General features: G+C 60.7%; 18 protein-coding genes and 1 rRNA gene. 12 read left to right on the top strand and 7 right to left on the bottom strand.

Annotation, left to right across the window (positions count from 1 at the left end; translation table 11 throughout):
* Positions 1–86: 86 nt before the first annotated feature.
* Positions 87–1295 carry a PQQ-dependent sugar dehydrogenase gene (locus D3D01_RS15165; protein ID WP_121512743.1) on the top strand — a complete coding sequence of 403 codons (1209 nt, stop codon included), beginning with the start codon at positions 87–89 and terminating at the stop codon, positions 1293–1295.
* Positions 1296–1425: 130 nt separating this feature from the next.
* On the top strand, positions 1426–1599 hold the full coding sequence (locus D3D01_RS24150; protein ID WP_199722341.1) for a hypothetical protein: 174 nt from the start codon (positions 1426–1428) through the stop codon (positions 1597–1599).
* Positions 1600–1699: 100 nt separating this feature from the next.
* On the opposite strand, the gene D3D01_RS15170 is transcribed toward D3D01_RS24150, so the two are convergent.
* Positions 1700–2398: an SDR family NAD(P)-dependent oxidoreductase gene (locus D3D01_RS15170; RefSeq protein ID WP_121512797.1), complete on the bottom strand. Its 699-nt coding sequence runs from the start codon at positions 2396–2398 to the stop codon at positions 1700–1702.
* Between the two features lie 333 nt (positions 2399–2731).
* On the opposite strand from D3D01_RS15170, the gene D3D01_RS15175 reads away from it, so the two are divergent.
* Both D3D01_RS15175 and D3D01_RS15180 read left to right on the top strand, forming a co-directional pair.
* Positions 2732–4162 (top strand): APC family permease, encoded by a 1431-nt coding sequence (locus D3D01_RS15175; RefSeq protein ID WP_101351844.1) that lies wholly within the window; start codon positions 2732–2734, stop codon positions 4160–4162.
* 2 nt (positions 4163–4164) lie between these two features.
* Positions 4165–4899: a universal stress protein gene (locus D3D01_RS15180; RefSeq protein WP_121512744.1), complete on the top strand. Its 735-nt coding sequence runs from the start codon at positions 4165–4167 to the stop codon at positions 4897–4899.
* A 61-nt stretch (positions 4900–4960) separates the two neighbouring features.
* Here the strand turns inward: D3D01_RS15180 and D3D01_RS15185 are convergent, their stop codons facing one another.
* The gene (locus D3D01_RS15185) at positions 4961–6631 is read right to left on the bottom strand and encodes a TCP-1/cpn60 chaperonin family protein (protein ID WP_233563400.1); all 1671 of its coding nucleotides are present in this window, start codon (positions 6629–6631) and stop codon (positions 4961–4963) included.
* Entirely contained in the window at positions 6606–7880 is a 1275-nt protein-coding gene (gene fmdA, locus D3D01_RS15190; RefSeq protein ID WP_121512746.1) for a formamidase, read from the bottom strand. The genes D3D01_RS15185 and fmdA overlap by 26 nt, the downstream gene beginning before the upstream one ends.
* Before the next feature lie 441 nt (positions 7881–8321).
* On the opposite strand from fmdA, the gene D3D01_RS15195 reads away from it, so the two are divergent.
* Genes D3D01_RS15195 through D3D01_RS15205 form a run of 3 tightly spaced genes read left to right on the top strand, consistent with a single transcriptional unit; the run spans position 8322 to position 10190 of the window.
* On the top strand, positions 8322–8999 hold the full coding sequence (locus D3D01_RS15195; protein WP_101351840.1) for an SCO family protein: 678 nt from the start codon (positions 8322–8324) through the stop codon (positions 8997–8999).
* Positions 8996–9523: a TlpA disulfide reductase family protein gene (locus D3D01_RS15200; RefSeq protein ID WP_121512747.1), complete on the top strand. Its 528-nt coding sequence runs from the start codon at positions 8996–8998 to the stop codon at positions 9521–9523. The genes D3D01_RS15195 and D3D01_RS15200 overlap by 4 nt, the downstream gene beginning before the upstream one ends.
* A gap of 1 nt (position 9524) precedes the next feature.
* On the top strand, positions 9525–10190 hold the full coding sequence (locus tag D3D01_RS15205; RefSeq protein ID WP_101351838.1) for a cytochrome c biogenesis CcdA family protein: 666 nt from the start codon (positions 9525–9527) through the stop codon (positions 10188–10190).
* Between the two features lie 187 nt (positions 10191–10377).
* On the opposite strand, the gene rrf is transcribed toward D3D01_RS15205, so the two are convergent.
* The 3 genes from rrf to D3D01_RS23735 all read right to left on the bottom strand — a co-directional run bounded on the left by rrf (position 10378) and on the right by D3D01_RS23735 (position 12611).
* A 5S ribosomal RNA gene (gene rrf / locus D3D01_RS15210) occupies positions 10378–10500 on the bottom strand.
* A 414-nt stretch (positions 10501–10914) separates the two neighbouring features.
* The gene (locus D3D01_RS15215; RefSeq protein ID WP_121512748.1) at positions 10915–12240 is read right to left on the bottom strand and encodes a hypothetical protein; all 1326 of its coding nucleotides are present in this window, start codon (positions 12238–12240) and stop codon (positions 10915–10917) included.
* Positions 12241–12455: 215 nt separating this feature from the next.
* Entirely contained in the window at positions 12456–12611 is a 156-nt protein-coding gene (locus D3D01_RS23735) for a hypothetical protein (RefSeq protein ID WP_158600471.1), read from the bottom strand.
* Between the two features lie 80 nt (positions 12612–12691).
* Here D3D01_RS23735 and D3D01_RS15220 point away from each other — a divergent pair, with 80 nt between their 5' ends.
* The 4 genes from D3D01_RS15220 (at position 12692) to D3D01_RS15235 (ending at position 16598) form a co-directional block, all read left to right on the top strand.
* Positions 12692–13438 (top strand): ABC transporter ATP-binding protein, encoded by a 747-nt coding sequence (locus D3D01_RS15220; protein ID WP_121512749.1) that lies wholly within the window; start codon positions 12692–12694, stop codon positions 13436–13438.
* Positions 13435–14868 carry a hypothetical protein gene (locus D3D01_RS15225; protein ID WP_121512750.1) on the top strand — a complete coding sequence of 478 codons (1434 nt, stop codon included), beginning with the start codon at positions 13435–13437 and terminating at the stop codon, positions 14866–14868. Before D3D01_RS15220 ends, D3D01_RS15225 begins: the two co-directional genes overlap by 4 nt.
* A 163-nt stretch (positions 14869–15031) precedes the next feature.
* Positions 15032–15850: a hypothetical protein gene (locus D3D01_RS15230; RefSeq protein ID WP_121512751.1), complete on the top strand. Its 819-nt coding sequence runs from the start codon at positions 15032–15034 to the stop codon at positions 15848–15850.
* A 196-nt stretch (positions 15851–16046) separates the two neighbouring features.
* Complete coding sequence (locus tag D3D01_RS15235; RefSeq protein ID WP_121512752.1) at positions 16047–16598, top strand: hypothetical protein; 552 nt, start codon at positions 16047–16049, stop codon at positions 16596–16598.
* Between the two features lie 6 nt (positions 16599–16604).
* Here D3D01_RS15235 and D3D01_RS15240 read toward each other — a convergent pair whose 3' ends face one another.
* A complete protein-coding gene (locus D3D01_RS15240) occupies positions 16605–17108 on the bottom strand; it encodes a GbsR/MarR family transcriptional regulator (RefSeq protein ID WP_121512753.1) in 504 nt (167 codons plus the stop codon).
* A gap of 143 nt (positions 17109–17251) precedes the next feature.
* On the opposite strand from D3D01_RS15240, the gene D3D01_RS15245 reads away from it, so the two are divergent.
* On the top strand, positions 17252–17605 hold the full coding sequence (locus D3D01_RS15245) for a transcriptional regulator (RefSeq protein ID WP_101351831.1): 354 nt from the start codon (positions 17252–17254) through the stop codon (positions 17603–17605).

Consider the following 17605-nt stretch of genomic DNA (forward strand, 5'->3'; position numbering starts at 1 on the left):
TGAGTACTGGCTGTTGAGCGAGTCATTTTCCCCGTGGGCCAATCAGGACCGCAGTTAACAGTACTGAGACCGTAGTCGTGACCACGATGGACAGACGGACATTCCTTGCTGCGAGCGGGCTTACGGTCGCGGGAACAGTGACTGGCTGTAGTGCCGCCAGTAACGACCAGCAAGGTGACGGCGCGACAACGACGGACTCCGGACAGAGAGACATGGAGGCGACTGGTGTGGCTGTCGAGACCGTCGCCGACGGACTCGAATCGCCATGGAGCGTCACGCCGCTGCCTGACGGCTCACGGCTGTTGGTCACAGAGCGCGTTGGTCGCGTGGTGCTGGTCGACCCGGCTGACGGAACAGTCACACCGGTCAATAACGCACCGTCGGTGTATGCACGCGGACAGGGCGGGATGCTGGATACGGCGCTCCATCCCGACTTTCCGAACCCGTCGTGGGTGTATTTGACATATTCGAAAGCCAACGACAGCGGTCAGTCGGCCACGCATCTGGGCCGTGGTCGCCTGAATGTTGCTGCTGGCCAGTTCGAGGGATTCGAACAACTGCACGTCGCAGAGCCGTTTGTCGACTCTGACGGCCATTTCGGGTCCCGCGTCGTGTTCGGCCCTGACGGACTGGTGTACCTGACTGTCGGCGACAGACAGTTCAAGGACTTCGGGCCCGACCACGTCGCACAGGACCGGACGAACGAACTCGGGACGACGCTTCGCCTGACGCCTTCGGGCGGGATTCCCAATGCGAACCCGTTCACTGCCGACCCGGAGGCAGTCGATTCGATATTCAGCTACGGCCACCGCAACGCACAGGGAATGACCGTGCATCCCGACACCGGCGCTATCTGGCAGGCCGAGTTCGGCGAACAGGACGGCGACGAAATCAACATCGTCGAACGGGGCGGCAACTACGGCTGGCCGGTCGCCGACGAGGGCTGTACCTACGGCAGCGGCGAGCCAATCGGCGTGAGCCACGCGGAGCGTGACGATGTTATTGCCCCGGTGTATTCGTGGGAGTGTGGGTCAGGTGGGTTCCCGCCCAGCGGCACGACTTTCTACACCGGCGATGCCTTCTCCGAGTGGACCGGCGACCTGCTCGTCAGTGGGCTGGCGTCGCAGTACCTCGCCCGGTTCACTGTTACTGGGCGAACGGTCGAGGAAGCGACGCCGCTCCTTGCCGACCGAGGGTGGCGAATCCGCGATGTCGCAGTCGAGCCAGATACCGGATACATTCTCGCGGCAATTGACGCACCGGACGCACCTATCGTGCGACTCCGCCCCGCCTGAATCGGGTGTGTCGGTGATAACTGGTATGGCCCGTTACCGTCTCATACCCCGAACCGAACGCTCATCCATTACACCCGGTTAGCGAGTCCCGGATCGCGCCATTTTTGCTTCTGAACCCGCTACACTGGCTGTGAATCAGACTGCGATTCTGCATGCCGCGTTCGGAGTACTGATAGTCGCCGGGTTCCTCGTTTCGGCACCACTGAGCTATGGCTTGTACGGGCTGGGTGCTGTGTGTTTCATCGCCGGCATCGTGCTCGCCCGGCAAGATAGCGATGAGCCAGAAGCCGCTGACAGCGCTTGATTTCGGAACTCCTGCGACGACCGGTCGGGACTGTAGCGATTGCCGGACTCTCGCCGCACCAATATATGCTATGAGGGGACACCGATTGGTGTCTACCCGGTCACGCTTCCTGTAGTCGACCACCGTCGACGGCCACGTTCTGGCCGGAAATGTACGCAGCCGCATCACTACAGAAGAACAGAATCGGTGCCGCGACATCCTCAAACGTGGCCGCCCGCCCACGCGGGAACTCCGAGACATCCACGACAGTGTTCTCGACCGCGAATGGCGACACGGCGTTGACCGTAATCCCGTCGTCCTGCGTATCATATGCCACTGTTCGCGTGAACTGCAGGACTGCCTTCTTTGCTGCGAAGTACGGGAAGTTCATCGGGACTGCCCTGTCATCACGGGCATCTGCCACGCCGAAGTTGATAATCCGTCCCCAGCCGGCTGCGCGCATTGATGGGAGCGCTCGCTGCGAACACAGATACGTCGAGAATAGACACCCCGCAACGGCGGTTCGCCACTCATCGAGGGACAGCTCGTCCCACCGCCCCTGTGGGAGCGGACCTACTGCGTTGACCAAGATATCGACATCACCTAGTTCCGACTCACAGTCCGAGAACAGCGAATCAACGGCGTCGGGCTCCGTTACGTCGCCTTCTACCGTGGTTGCCTCGACGCCGTGATTCCGTGCGGTGGCTGCTGTCTCCGCCGCTGCCTCTTCGCTCGTCCGGTAGTGCACGGCGACATCGGCACCGGCGGCCGCTAACTCAAGGAGCGTCTCACGACCGACCCGCTTTGCAGACCCTGTCACGAGAGCAGTACGCCCGTCTAGCTCCGGCTGAATTGCTACCACCTGTCGATGTATGGCGGGAAACATCAAAAGTATGAGGGGAAATTCGCGGAAAGATGGAGTTCACTGTGCCAGCAGCCGCTCTCGGACACTGGCTATAGTAGCCATTGAAAATCAACACACATCTGATCGCACGATGGCAGTGCGATCAGTGTGTAAATCGTTTCAATTATTACTACAGGCTTCCTTGCGTACGGAGTCCTGTGGAAACGGATTTTTCGTGACGCTATCGCCTGCGAGTCGGCCATGCATCCTGCCGGCGGTTTTATCAGATCGGTGGGAATATTCTGTCACATGCCTGAACAGCCTGTTGATGTCGGCCCAGGGGGCGAGAACGTCGCCGGTGAGGCACCCGCCGCAGAGCCAGAAGCCGTCACCGACGACGCAATCCTCCACGACGACGATGTGGAACTCGAACGGACTATCGGGCTTATCGGCGGGCTGGCAATCGGGATCGGGACGATGATCGGGGCCGGTATCTTCGTTTTTCCAGGGCTAGCGGCCGCCAACGCTGGACTGGCAGCGACGCTCTCATTCGCAATCGGTGGGCTGATCGCGCTGCTCGTGGCGCTTCCGACCTCCGAACTCGCCACCGCGATGCCACGGAGCGGTGGCGGGTACTACTTCATCTCACGGAGTATGGGGACGGCGTATGGCGCGATAGTGGGTCTCGGACTGTGGCTCGGGCTGATGTTCGCCTCGGCGTTCTATCTGGTCGGACTTGGTCACTACGCGAGCGCCGTGTTCGCTGAACTCAATATTGCGCTCCCGGCTGACCCGGTCATCGGTATCGGGCTGCTGTTTGGGGCTGTACTGACGGCACTGAGTATCGGTGGCACGGAAAATACGGCAAAGCTCCAGAACATGGTAGTGGGGGTCCTCCTCGCGGTGCTTACAGTGTTTCTCTCCTACGGTGTCCTTGACGCCGTGGGCGTGTTCGGTGGCGGCACCGTTCCGGAGCAGTTCTTCTCCAGAGGGTACTTCCCGGTGTTGACGACCGCTGCGCTCGTGTTCACGTCGTATCTGGGGTTCGCTCAGGTCGCCACTGTCGCGGGCGAAATCAAACAGCCGGGTCGGAATCTCCCACTGGCGATGGTGGGCTCAGTCCTGATCGTCACTGTGTTTTACGTTGTCACGATTTTCGTTGCGACCAGCTCGTTCGGCGCGGAACGTCTGGGGGAGTTCGGGGAGACAGCGATGGTCGAAGTCGCCCGTGACTTCCTCGGGTTGCCCGGGGCGGTCGCGATACTGGGTGCCGGACTGCTGGCGACGTTTTCCAGCGCGAACGCGTCGATTCTCAGTGCTTCGCGGGCAGTCTACGCGCTGAGCCGCGATGCATTGCTCCCCAGAAAGGCGAGCAAGGTCAACCTCAGGTACGGCACACCACACGTCGCGTTGCTCGCTGCTGGCGGACCGATACTGGTCCTTGTCGGGACTGGCCGGGTCGAACTCCTCGCGGAAGTCGCTTCGTTCCTCCATTTGATCATGTACGGGCTGATGTGCGTTGCGCTGATCGTGTTGCGCCGTCGCAATCCCGATTGGTACTCGCCCAGCTATCGAGTGCCGGCCTATCCGGTGGTTCCGGCCGTAGGTGCGCTCGCGAGTTTCGGACTGATCGCCTTTATGCAGCCCGCGTCAATCGGCATCGGCATCGTGGTCATGCTCACCTCGTACCTCTGGTACCGTTATTACGCTGGGGACGTGACGCTAAAGGGAGATCTCTGAGTATGACGGACCGACAATCGATACTCGTCCCGATTCGCGTTCTTGCGGGAGAATCGGTCCCGGAGGGCGTCCCCGAACTGCTCGCCCATTCGCACGTCGTCCTGTTGGGGTATCACGTCATCCCGGAGCAGACTGCGCCCGGACAGGCGCGGCTGCAGTTCGAAGACCGGGCCACAGAACGACTCGATGAATACGAGGAGATATTCGAGAGCGCCGGGGCCACCGTCGAACGTCGGCTGGTGTTCACTCACGACGGCCAGAAAACCATCGACCGCATGATTGCCGAGCACGACTGCATGGCCGTTCTCGTTCCGAACGCCACGGGACCAGTCAATGACGTGCTGGTCCCGGTCCGCGGGGCCGTGGGGGTCGACCGGCTTGCCCGCGTCGTCGCGAGTGTGTTCGGAGCGATGGATGCTGACGTGACGTTGTATCACGTTGCGGCTGCAGACACGACGGACGACGATGTTCGGACGCTCCTCGGTGGAATCACGGACCGTCTGGTGGAGTTCGGGATGGAGCCGTCGACTATCGAGACGCGAATCGACCGCGGTCGGGACCCCCTTGACGCAATTGTAGACGTGGCCAATTCGTTTGACACGGTCGTGATGGGGGAAACCGACCCATCCCTGACGACGTTTGTGTTCGGGATGCCAGCCAAGCAGGTCGCCAACCGGTTTCTCGGGCCGGTGTTCATCGTCCAGCGTGAACGCGCCTCAGCGGATAAAGACGGATAAATTACCCTGCTTCAGCCTCCAATCGGCTGGCTAGTTGTGTGCCTGTACTCCTGTCATGCTCTCAGTGCCCCACTGCCCACGGATAGCCACCTCTCGCTGCGTGGGTGTGGTCGTGTTCATTAGTGGTGCTGCGCCCGTCTTCGGTAGTCCGCACAATGTCGTCGACCCGGAGGGTCTGTGTCACGACAGCGACTGCCCGCTGCAGTGCACTCGTGAATACCGTTGATGGTTCCAGAACACCTGCTGCAATCATATCCCGGGGATAACCATCGGAGCCGACACCGATCGCCTCTGCGCCGGCGTCGTGTCGTTGCTTTATGCCTGTCAGTGTGTTCAGTGGGTCCGTGCCCGCGTTTGTGGCCAGCGTCCGTGGGATGGCTTCCAGTGCGGTTCCGAACCCTTCGAAGACGAGCTGTGTTCGGTCCGGTATACCACTGGACAGAGCGGCGAGGTCCATTGCCAGCGCGGTCGGCACTGCACCTCCACCCGGCACGAACGCGCCATCGTCGAGTGTGACGCGGGTGACATCGATACAGTCTGCCGCGATGCAGCGGACCTCGTCTGCAACGTGTGGCGTACCGCCACGGAGCAGTAGTGTTGCGCGTTGTTCTTCGGGACAGCCCTGTAGCGTGAGCGTCTGGGAGGTCCCGACCGTACGCTCCGTGACCGACGCAACAGTGCCAGTGGTGTCCGCAGTAAGCTCGTCGACGGCCATCACTGGCGTGCTCCCTGTCGCTCGGGCAATGACATCAAACTCGTCTCGTCGAGTTCGCTCGACGGGGAGCACGCCTCGCTGGACGAGCGCGGTCCTGACCGCTTCGTCGATGGATTTCTGACAGAACAGGACGGTCGCACCTGACTGCACCACCTGCGCTATGAGTTCTGTCCTCCGGTCCTGTTCGTGAGCCTGAAAGGCGCTCCGCTGTGTCGTGTCTTGCAGCTCCACTGACTCGATGTGGTTCGGTTCCTCGATGCCAATTTCGGCGTCGACCATCCCGATAGTCGGCTCGTCGTGCGTTTGGATGCTCGGGTGACTGAGGGCTTCGAGAGATGTCGATGATGTCTCTAGGTCGACCACCACCCCGTCGAGACAGACGGACTCACGGAGTTCGCCGCCGGGGTAGGACTTGAGCGTGAGCCGCGATGTGTCGAACTCGACCGCCTGCAACGCACTGAGGGCCAGTTCGCCGAACCGCTCGGTCGAAGTGTCGTCCCATCGTCCCGTGACGGCGGTCTTCGCAATCTGTGCCAGTCGGTCATCGTGCCGACTGTACACGCTACGTTCGTATTGCTCAAGATGGTCAAGAGCGGTCTCGGCAGCCCTGACGTAGCCGTCGATGATTGTCGTTGGATGAAGTCCGTCGGAACGAAGCGCTGCAGCCTCCTCAAGCAGTGCGCCGACCAGCACAACTGTTGTCGTCGTCCCGTCCCCGACAGCACTGTCCTGTGCAGTCGCGGCCTGTTCGACCAGCCGACCGACGGGATGCGTGATATCTATCCACTCGATGATTTTCGACCCGTCGTTCGTGACGATGACCGTCCCGTTTTCGCCGACGACCATCTTGTCCAGCCCGCTGGGCCCGAGTGTCGTTCGGATTGTGTCAGCGAGTTTACCTGCGGCGGTCAGTGCGGGGTCTGGCTCGTCAGTACCGTCGTCAGTCGTCTCTCCCAACATCAGTGTCGACAGCGGGAGCTGTCTGGGCCCCTCATTGCAGTGGGTCGTCAGTGACACAGATGTCACCGCGGTCAGCGCTATTGTGTTCGATACCCTCTGGGGACGCGTCGAACTCGAACGCGCCCGTCGGGAGCGCCAGCGTCGAGCAGGCGTTTGGCACGTCCACGACGCCGCTCTGGCGGCCCTCGACGGGGACGGTGCCGAGGATGTGCAGGGCCTGCTGGCCGGTGTAGCCGAACTGCTTGAGGTAGTCGATGGCCTGAAGACAGGCCCGCCGGTAGGCGGTGTGGGAGTCGATGTACTTCTGCTCGCCGTCCTCCGTGACTGAGTAGCCACAGAAGGTGACGTAGTCCTCGAAGTTCGGTCCGCGATGGCCCGGCTCGAAGATGGGGTGGTCGACGCCGAACTTCTCCATCCCGTCTTTCACGAGGTCGAATTCGAGATCGACGTAGGCGGCCATCTCGATAGCGCCACAGAAGGATATCTCGCCGTCGCCCTGCGAGGCGTGGAAGTCGCCGATGCCGAACTTCGCGCCATCGACGTAGACTGGGAAGTACACCGTCGAGCCGATGGAGAGGTCCTTGATGTCGTGGTTCCCGCCGTGTTCCCGGGGCGGAACGGTTCGGGCCGCGACCTCCGCCGCCTCCTCGGCATCATCGGGGTTCATCTCGCCCATGAGCGCGCCGTCGGGCGTTGGCGGGTTCGCCACGCCGGGCTCTTCCTCACCGGTCGGATGGTTCGGGATCGACTCGGGGTCCTCGGCGTGTTTGTCGATGAGTTCCTGCTCGCGTTCGTTCCACGCTTCAAGCAGTTCCTCGCTGGGTGCACAGCCTGCGAGGCCGGGATGAATCTTCCCCTCGTATTCGACATCGGGGATGTGGCGCGATGATACCGTGTAGCCGTCGATGTCCCAGATGGACTTTGCCGCCTTGGGGAAGTGGTCGGTCAGGAAGCCGCCGCCGTTCTGCTGGGAGAACGTCCCAGTGAAACCGAACTCCGAGCGGTCGTTGAGCGGCCCCATGTCGTGGAACTCGACTTTCAGCAGGTCGCCCGGCTCGGCACCGTTTACGTGGACGGGACCCGCGAGATAGTGGACCTGCGAGAGGTCCACGTCACGGACCTCGTTGGCGTCGTCATTGTCCGTTATCTGTCCGCCGGTCCAGTCTAGGGCCTCGAGTCGCATGCTCTCGCCGGGGTCCGCTTCGACGACCGCCGGGATATCCGGGTGCCACCGATTGAACGGATTCGCGCCCGGCTGTTCATCTGGCGCACTGTCGACATCTACCTCGAACTTCGTTTCTGGCATTACGGCTACAGTATCGGATAGATTACACATAAGTGTTCGGACGATTGATATTTAGAACGTACAGTTTCAGACGAGAGTCAACAGTATCCAAATACGTAGTTCCGATAGACAACCACATATCAGTAGAGAACAGTGATATAAGTGTACATAGGACAAATAAAAATTCAATCAGCCGTCCAGTTAGTTTTGGTTATATTAGATGTGGATATCCCATGATTGTTGATAATCTCACCCACCCCATCACGCAGCAGATTGGTAGTGTCCTGACCTATTAAGCACGCAGGATTATATGAACTCAGCCGGAGCTGAAAACAGCCGCAGACTGGGAACTCTGTAGCATTGCTACACACTCACAGCCAGAGTTCACACGAACGCCGGCGAACGGCTGTTTACGAGAGTCACACCAGATTCTCCAAATATTCGAGGGCACAAGCACCGTGTATGCGCCGACGGACGGTTCTCAAGTCGACGGGTGCGGTTGGAACAATTGTCGGAGTCGCCGGGTGTCTTGGCGGTAGTCGCTTCGGCGATTCGAACCCAGATGTCGTCCTCGAAGAGCCCGACCGGGAGTTCGAGAGCAGCGACGTTCCGTATCCCGCCTGGGGTGAGCAAATCCCGGACGTACGTGTCGCCACACCGACCGAGGCACGCAAGGTCCCGTTGCGAGACATTGAAACGCCGACTCTCCTCACGTTTTTTTACAGCCACTGCCAGACTGTGTGTCCAGTTCTCATCTCGACGCAGCGAAACATCCAGAGCCACGCACAGAACAACGGCTATGCGGATTCGGTCACGTTCCTCCCGATGACATTCGACCCCGTCCGTGATACCGCAAAACGACTCGCGGCGTATGCTGACAAGATGAACGTCAACGTTGATAGCGAGAACTGGCAGTTCCTTCGACCAGCGTCGAAGCAGCGAGCCAAGGCTATCATACAGGACCAGTTCGGAGTCATGTTCCAGCGGACTACACCCAAGGACATGGATATGTACATGTTCACGCACACAGCCCTGACCCTACTGGTCAACGCTGATGGGTTCGTCGAGCGTGCGTATCGCTCGAAGTCACCGGACGTAGAGAGTATTATTGCCGACCTGAAGACGGTGAGAAACGCGTGAACCGTCGGCAGGTCGTCGCGGCGATAACCGGGCTCGGCCTCTCTGGCGGGAGTCTCTGGGTTGCCCAGAATGGCCTGTCGGGTATCCAGCCGCGGCACGCGAAACAGCTTCCGGTCCGTGTGGAAACCCTCGGTGCACGCGGCTCGTCAGCAGGCGAGACACGCGTGCCGACGCCGGGAACCGTCACAGTGGTCGACCTGTTCGCCACGTGGTGTGCGCCCTGTGACGACCAGCTCAAGATTCTCGACGCGATCCGACCTGAGTACGCCGACGTGTCATTCGTCTCAGTGACGAACGAACGGCCGAGTGAAAATCTGACGAGGGCAGACATCAGCGAATGGTGGAATCGCAACGGCGGTGCCTGGACTGTCGGACTGGACCCCGGAAGCGAACTGCTGGCGGCGTTCGGGGCGGACGGACTTCCGTACATCGCGATTGTCGACGAGAACGGTATCGTCCAGTTCGGTCACAGCGGGCTTGCCGATGAAAAAACGCTTCGAGACGAACTTGACGCGCTGGTGTAAGATGGCTGGCGTTGCTGTACTCGGGACACTCGTGTTCGCCGCGAGCGCCGGCGTCGGGACGTTCTTCGCCCCGTGTGCGTTCCCACTTCTCCCGGGGTACGTCGGATATTACATGCGCGAAAGTGACGGGAATGTCGGTATGCTGCCACCCGCAACTGCCGCTGCTGGCGGAGCCTTTGTCGCGCTCACCCTCGTTGCGCTGCTCGTCCTCGCTCTCGGGCAGCCACTAAAGAACGCACTCCCGATACTCGAACCGGTGATCGGACTCGCTCTGGCCGTGTTCGGCGTTGCGATGCTCCTGAACCGCGAGCCCGAACTCCACGTCCCGCTGCCACAGCGACCAGCGTCAGTAACTGGATTCGGCGTGTTTGGGGCTGTGTATGCAATCGCCGCAGCCGGCTGTGTCGTGCCGCTGTTCTTCGGCGTAGTCACCCAGGCGCTTGCACTGCCAGTTCACGTGAGCGCTCTCGTTCTAGCGGCATACGCGCTCGGGGTCGCGCTTCCGCTTGTCGGCGTGACACTCCTTGCAGGCGTTGGCATCGGCATCTGGCGCACTTTTGGCAAGTACCTGCAACGGATACACCAGATCGCAGCCGTCGTGATGATACTCGCCGGCGGCGGGCAGATTTACCTCTCAGTGTTCGAACTGGGCGTGGTGTCGCTTTAATCGAGCGACTGTTGACCCCTGGCGGATGACGGATTGTTCGCTGTTCTTAGCATCGACAGCGACAGGGCAACGATTCGGCTGTAAATACTTCGAGATGCACCAGGGAATCTGTCTGTGAGTGCGCGATAACTCCGAGGCTGAGCTACAGCAACGTCGTCGCTCCTCGGAACGTAAGAAGCGGTATGAATGGTGGCGGCGAACCGGATTTCCCAGAGGCTCGCGCACTCCAGTACTCCCCGGAACGCTGGTGGGCTTATCTTCCGTGTTCGGGATGGGTACGGGAGGCAACCCCACCGCGGTGGCCGCCTATACTATAACTCTACCAGCTACGCTTATAAGAGTGGCTACTTGATGACGGGAGTCGTTGGATCACAATCTGACACATTGTCTCAATGGCACAGATTCAAGCAGCACGGGTTACGTCCAGCACATCCGGAATCGAAACTATGGAAATGGCGGCCGCCAAAGTGCGGGACGTGTGGGTTTCACCGTTGCTTTTCAGACCGCTGGTTCCACTGTTTGAGATAGGTGGCGGATTCGGTGTTGCTAGTGGGACCGCTGGACTCGCCGCGAGTGCACTCATACTCTGTGGAGCTATGCAGTCCCGGGGAGAACGCCGAGAGGTGCAGTCCAGTTACAGTCGCTGGTGCTAGTGCCGTTGCCCTCTTCCGAATCCACTCCCCTGAGAGCGCCACCAGTTCAATTGACCGATGTGTTCCACCGGTCAGCGGGCCGTTTGCGGAACACCGAGCGAGACTCCAGCGAGGAATATCGGGAGACCGGCGATCACAACGGCAGCGGCACTGGCCGTGACAACGGGGATGAAAAGCACGCCCAGTCCATACGGCGCAGGGAGTACCGGGAGAACCGGTAGCATCGACAGCACGAACCCGATAGCGGCCGTCTTCACTGCTAACCGACGGTTCCCGTGGCCGACTGCGTATCCGGCCGGGAAAAGGACAAACGCGGGTCCGAGAACCAGCAGCGTTGTCACCGGGGGCGTGGAACCGTCACTGACGACCATCGGAGCCGTCGCTATCGTCGCTCCCAGCGCGATGCCTGCGCCGACTACTGTGCCGACGACGACCGTCCGATAGCTCGTCTGCTCACGGATACGTCGCCGTGACAGGGCTATTCCACAGACGAACAGTGCAGTGCCACCGCCGAACAGCGGTGCTGCTGTGCCGCCCAGCCGTAACACGCCTATCGCTCCGAGAAGCGACAGGGAAGCCGATAGCGCGCCGACACCGGCGAATACAATGCCGACGGAGTCCCGTACTCCTTTGAACTCCCAGTCAAGCCAGGCAACACCCCCGGCGGCAGCGCCAATCAAGAGGGTAAATACCGCTGTGGGGAGGGTGATGTATGCGAGTGCCTTCACCGCCATCACGGGACCGAGAAGTGCTCCGAGCGCAAGGAGGCTCAACAGCGGCCCGACAGCCGTCTCACGGGGGACAAAGGTCACGATACGTCCATCGTTGAGTTCGGTCAGTGTCATCCGCTGTCCGTCGTCTGAGACGGTTGCACCGTCGATGGGCCGCTCGACTCGCATCCCGTCGGGTGCAACGACGACGAGTCGGTCAGCACCGAGGCCATCGAGGTTTCGATACCCGTAGGCCTCGGTAAACTCACCCGTTCGGACCGCCCCGCCGACGGACTGCTCGGCGAAGTCAGGCTCGCGGTAGCGCAGCGTTATGACGCCATCGCCAGAAACGTTCGCGCCCAGAAGTTCGGTATCCCACATCGCTCTGTCGGCGATAGCGGTTCGGAGACTCTCGTTTGTCCGGAGACGTGCAGCCGCCTCTGTGCCAGACAGGCGGTTGTGGACGACCCACGTTGCGGTTCCGTTGTTGTGGACGGTGACGGTGGCGTTGCTGTGAGTGACTGCGACCGAAATACCGTGTGACTCGGCTGTTGATGCAAACGAGTCACCGCAGGCGTCACATAGCGGCCGCGGCGGCGGTGCTGCGCCAGCAGGCACAGCGATACAGAGGAGCGACGTACAGACCAGACAGAGGAGAGCAAGGTGGTGGCGTCGATGCGGGGCCATGTAATATACCTATCCTGTCATATGTTAAGAGATGTCGATTACTCAAAGAATAGTTATACCAACACGGACAGCGGGCGACACTGGGACCAATACATCTCGGTTCAGTGAACTGTGCGGTACATATTTCGCCGGCTCTGCCAGCCGTGGTCTCCCATCCTCGGTGTCGGTGTAGCGGCCGAGCGAAGTGGCCGCCGCTTGGGCGTCGTCGATTGGGTCTAGCGCCCGCGCGATTGTACTTTGGGATGCGTACAGCGCGTGCTATCGAAGCCGCTGTCGCGTTCGCGGTCACTCGTCAGGAACGCGATTTCGCCGTCGGTGGAGGCGAGACCGCAGGACACAGAGTCGGCGATTTCGGTGTATGTGTCGGCCAAGCTATTGTTAGCGTATCTGGACTGCTCTTCTACAGTATAACAACTTATACCGACACAACCACGATGGTAGGCAGAACGCTGTGACAGCAATCGAGATCGAGTCGCTCCGGAAGTCTTACGGCGACATGACCGCGATAGCGAACCTCTCGCTGAGCGTCGACGAGGGCGAGTTCTTCGGACTGCTCGGGCCGAACGGGGCCGGTAAGACAACGACGATGGAGATACTCACCGGGCAGCTCAGTCCGGACAGTGGACAGACTGCGGTACTCGGTGCCGACCCGGCAACCCAGCCGACGTCGGTCCGCGAACGGGCAGGGATTCTTCCTGAAAAGGAGTCACCGCCGAGTTTCATGACGCCACGTGAGTACTTCGATTTCGTCGGTGCTATCCGGGATATGCCGGGCGACGTGGTGGCAGCGCGGACCGCGTCCTGGGCCGACCGGCTCGGCTTTACCGCGAAACTCGACACGCTGTCCTCGGACCTGTCGCGGGGCCAACAGCAGAAAGTGATGATCGCTGGCGCGTTCTTCCACGAGCCAGCTGTCGTGTTCATCGACGAACCGCTGGCGAACCTCGACCCGATCGTTCAAGAGCGGGTCAAGCGGTTCCTGCGCTCCTACCGGGACGCCGGCAATACGATTATCCTCACGACACACGACGTAGATGTCGCTGCCGAACTCTGTTCACGGGTTGGCATCATGTACGGCGGCAACCTCGTCGCTGATGTCAGGCCGGCGGAACTCGACGCTGATGTGACGCTCCTTGAGGTATTTCTGGACACCGTCGACGCAACAGTGGACCGGGAGAAGCAACCTGCTGATACATGAGTGACGGACGGGTGCGCAGGGTGTTCGTCGAGATGGTCCGCGAGGAGTGGCGACTCCACAGCCGGCTCTTCGGCGGCAGTCACTTCTCCCTGTTTCCGGTGTTCATTTGCCTGCTCGTTGGGGGCGCAGCTAAGCTGCTGTCCGTTACCGGGACCGAGCCGCGAACCGTCTTCGCCGGCCTCCACGCACTGGTATTTGTCTTCGGACTCCACAAGGGGTCGATCGGCTTTGTGGGACGTGATGCTCTCCAGAACCTTCTCGGTGACGTGACGCTGCTGATGTTCTCTGCCCGCACACTCCCGCTCTCGCAGAACACGCTGCTGGGCCTGTTCGTCGTCAAGGACAGTGTCTACTACGCGGTGCTGTTTCTGCTACCAATCTCTCTCGGAACGGTGCTTGCAGTGCGAGGGGCTGCTGGGCCTCTCCTCGTCGCCAAGACTGTCTCCCTTCTGTGGGCGACACTGGCACTGATGTTCGTCTTGGGAATGGGAACGACGATTGCAGGTCTCGGCCTCGCTGGGCGCGGCGTTCCCGGGCTGGCGCTGCTTGCGGCCCCACTCGCCGCTGTCGGTGCAGCGGCAGTCAGTGGTGTTACTATCGTTTCCTATACCCCCTACGGCCTGTTTCTGGCCCAGACACCCCTGCGGGTCGGCACGACAGCTCTCGGTATCGGCGGCGTCTTTCTGCTGGGTGCAGCCACTTTCGATGCGACCGCGCCTGACCCTGCTCAAACAGTCGAACCAGCGTTTCGCGCGTGGTGGCAACGGTTCGGTGACCCAGTTGCGACGAAGAGCCTGCTCGACATCCACCGGAGTGCGGGCGGGTTCGGGAAAGTCCTCTTTTCAGCGGCGGTGCTGTTCGGCGTTACTGCTGCACTGGTCGATTTCGCCGGACAGATCACGGGTGTACAGCCGTCGACTGGTATCTCCTTCGGTGCGATTCTCGGGCTCTCGGGATTCACGACCTACAACTGGCTCACCCAGTCCGACGACGTGAGCCTGTATTTCGCCCAGCCACTCTCTGTGAGAGCCGTTTTCGCGGGGAAATTCCGGGCGTTTCTCCTGCTCGGCCCGCTGGTCGGACTTGCGTTCTACGGGCTTGCACTCGTCTGGCGTGGCGGGCCGGCTGCTGAGGCCGCCGTCGGGGCTGTCTTGCTTGTCGGCGTCGCCTGCTACATCTTCGGCACCACCGTCTACCTCACCGGTCTCTCTCCGAACGAGTTCCTTTTCGACACGGCCCTGTTCGCTGTCTTCGGCGTAGCGATGGTCCTCCCGCTGGTCCCGGTCCTCATCGTCGGGTTCGCCGTCTCGCCGGTGTCTGGCAGCCTGCTGGCCGTGCTCGGTGGGTCTGGCGGCGTCTTGGGTGCTGTCGGTGTCGGCCTGTACCGTCGGTCGGTACCGAAGTGGTCGACGCGGTATCAACAGTCGTGAGTGGTCGTTTGCGTTCGTCCACATCGCCTCCAGCACCGACCCGGTCTTCATCGGGGTTCTCGTTGCCTGTGTAGCGTAATCCGGCTACGATTCCCCGAACGAACAGCAACGGTTGTACTGCGCTTTTCGAATAGCTTTTCTTGATCAGTAGTGGCACTGGGGTATGGACCGTCGTACCGCGAGGCTGCTCAACGGTGCGCTAGCGCTGTGCTGTCTCGTGCTTGTGCTCGCCGCTGTGTATCCGGTCACGACCGCAGAATCGCACTCGACGCAACCGGTCGATGAACGATTCACTGTGCCCGAGGTCGATGACTACCGGGCGACGGGAGCGATTGTCGCGGATGGTGAGACAGCGCTCAAATTTGAGGGCGCTGTGACTGCTGACGGCGGGCGCTACCTGTTCATCGACGAGGGTGCTGTCCGAACCGAACAGTTTCAGGCGTCGCCTGGCGCTCCGGTCTACAGTCGTCTCGTTGTCGAGGATGTCGGTAGTACTGACCGCCGACGAGAGCAGATACAGCGCGATACCGATCGGAAACTCATCAGGGAGAGCCGAACTGAGGGCGATGTCACGTTCATTATTAAGGAGAATGCAAGCGATCTGAGGACCGATGTCTCGGGAGCGGCATCTGTCGTTGTCAGGAGCTTGTACGTTGTCGGATACCAGCGGGACATCGATCCCTCTCAGGAAGCGACTGTCTACAAGCCAGAAAACGGCTGGTACGAAGGACGCGAACCGTACCATATTACCGGGGTCACAGGGCAAGTGCGAACCGTCAGTGACACGACTGGCGTTCGCTCCGCGGAAGTTAGGTGGGACCAGACGGGATCAGCGGGGACGTATGCAGAACTCGCGCTGGTCAGACTAACGGGCGATGCGCCGACAACGTACGACATCTCCGTCGAGTTCAAGTCGGGCGAGCCGACAGTGCGTCGACCGGCGTGGGTCACCGCGGTCAAAGCCGGATCCGAGGACCGATAGTCACAGGGGAACTGTCCTGTACGAACTCTGTGGAGCCGTCACCTCTCGGCGAACTGTCTGCAAGTGACAATGACACGCTGTAGCGTCCAGCGGTGCAGGAAGCATTGTCGGAAGCTGCGTTCTCTGGGCTGATAGTGTCACGTCTGCCGCGTATACGGTCGGTTTTTATTGCTTCCCCTGTGAACGCCAGGACAGAATGGCATCCTACGACGCGTTTGACTCCGCTGTCGAAATTAATGGGCAAACGGTACTCACGATAGTTGAGGAGGCGATGGGGAAGTTCTCAGACGAGTACCGGGACCGCGCGCTGACGGCGCTCGCTTCGGAGGGAATCACCGAACCGGCGGCCGACGAGTGGTATCCCCAGCAGGCCTGGCTGAACGCGTTCGAAATAATTGCTGACGACCTGCAGCCGCACGTCCTCGACCGACTAGGCGAGCAGATCCCTCGTGTCGCCGACTGGCCCAACGACTTTGACACTGTCCCAGAGGCTCTCACGTCGATAGACGAGGCCTATCAGCGAAACCACCGTGGCGGCGACATCGGACACTACCGTTTTGAATCCGTTGGCGAGCGGACCGGCGAGGTGACGTGTGAGAATCCGTATCCGTGCCCGTTCGACCGCGGTCTCATCAGGGGCGTCGCCCAGCAGTACGCCCCGGTCGACGCGTTCGTCTTCCTCGAAGAAACGGGTGAAACGTGTCGTCGGAGCGGAGAGGATGCGTGTACCTATACGGTCTACTGGTAGCGGTGACTACCGCTCGTAGGTCGCAAGTGCTTCGCGGAGTTCGGCGGCCGAGTACTCCGACACGAGGTGTACGATCTCCTCCAGATCTTCATACGTCTCGCGGAGATTGTGAACGCGCTCTTCCTCGCGAGTATCTGCCGCTACCTGCTCTTCCGCCCGGCGGATGGTTCTGAGCGTCGTCTGGACCTCCCGCTGGACGTATTGCTGGAACACGTCCTGTAGGATGAACCAGATTTCACGTTCAGCCTCGAACCGGACTCGTCTGCCGCCTCCCGTCGACGACCGGCGGTGGATGAGCCCGAGACGCGACAGCGTCCGTGTGACGTTACTGACCGTCGATTTCGCGTAGCCCGTCTGGTCGACGAGTTCCGGGATTGAGAGCGGATCTGATGCGAAGTACAGCACGCCGTAGATGCGCCCGGCACTTCGGCTGAGACCGTACACTTCGGCTGATTGCTCCATCGATTCGATGACACGTTCCCGTGCCACCGAACTGTCAGCATCACTCATGCATCCGAGTCGGCTGCCCTGTTTGTCGCGTGTCCTGCCGTGTCATATCTCCGGCTATTGCTTTCGTAAGTATTAAATTGTTTGATTGGTTTGTTCGGATTGGGCCGAACAAACAAAAACGTCCGTCGCTACTCCAACAATCAATGGCAAGTGCTTTTCCCCACCACCCACCGGTTGACTATGCACCCCGTGAGCAGACGAGCGTCGTAGTCAACGGTACCGAACCGACTGACGTTCTTCAAATCCTCTCGTCCGAAGCCGCTCAGGAGATACTTGGGGCAGTCAGAGATGAGCCGCGGACCGCATCGGACATCGCCGACGCGGTCGACCGCTCGCTCCAGAGCGTCTCCTATCACCTCGACCGGCTCTGTGAAGCTGACCTCATCGAACCCGCCGAGACGTGGTACTCGGAGAAGGGGACAGAGATGACAGTGTACGCCCTCGCCACGGAACGGCTTGTCGTGCAGTTCGGTGATAGCGCTGACCGCTCCGTGTAG

The sequence above is a fragment of the Haloarcula sp. Atlit-7R genome (genome assembly GCF_003666065.1).
Taxonomy (GTDB): domain Archaea; phylum Halobacteriota; class Halobacteria; order Halobacteriales; family Haloarculaceae; genus Haloarcula; species Haloarcula taiwanensis.

What these genes read in the sequence shown, in the direction of transcription:
- D3D01_RS15245 (WP_101351831.1), top strand. Translation starts at nt 17,252, where the DNA reads ATGGCAAGTGCTTTTCCCCACCACCCACCGGTTGACTATGCACCCCGT.
- D3D01_RS15225 (WP_121512750.1), top strand. Translation starts at nt 13,435, where the DNA reads ATGAGTGACGGACGGGTGCGCAGGGTGTTCGTCGAGATGGTCCGCGAG.
- D3D01_RS15195 (WP_101351840.1), top strand. Translation starts at nt 8,322, where the DNA reads ATGCGCCGACGGACGGTTCTCAAGTCGACGGGTGCGGTTGGAACAATT.
- D3D01_RS15175 (WP_101351844.1), top strand. Translation starts at nt 2,732, where the DNA reads ATGCCTGAACAGCCTGTTGATGTCGGCCCAGGGGGCGAGAACGTCGCC.
- D3D01_RS15180 (WP_121512744.1), top strand. Translation starts at nt 4,165, where the DNA reads ATGACGGACCGACAATCGATACTCGTCCCGATTCGCGTTCTTGCGGGA.
- D3D01_RS15230 (WP_121512751.1), top strand. Translation starts at nt 15,032, where the DNA reads ATGGACCGTCGTACCGCGAGGCTGCTCAACGGTGCGCTAGCGCTGTGC.
- D3D01_RS15165 (WP_121512743.1), top strand. Translation starts at nt 87, where the DNA reads ATGGACAGACGGACATTCCTTGCTGCGAGCGGGCTTACGGTCGCGGGA.
- D3D01_RS15240 (WP_121512753.1), bottom strand. Translation starts at nt 17,108, where the DNA reads ATGAGTGATGCTGACAGTTCGGTGGCACGGGAACGTGTCATCGAATCG.
- D3D01_RS15205 (WP_101351838.1), top strand. Translation starts at nt 9,525, where the DNA reads ATGGCTGGCGTTGCTGTACTCGGGACACTCGTGTTCGCCGCGAGCGCC.
- D3D01_RS15235 (WP_121512752.1), top strand. Translation starts at nt 16,047, where the DNA reads ATGGCATCCTACGACGCGTTTGACTCCGCTGTCGAAATTAATGGGCAA.
- fmdA (WP_121512746.1), bottom strand. Translation starts at nt 7,880, where the DNA reads ATGCCAGAAACGAAGTTCGAGGTAGATGTCGACAGTGCGCCAGATGAA.
- D3D01_RS15215 (WP_121512748.1), bottom strand. Translation starts at nt 12,240, where the DNA reads ATGGCCCCGCATCGACGCCACCACCTTGCTCTCCTCTGTCTGGTCTGT.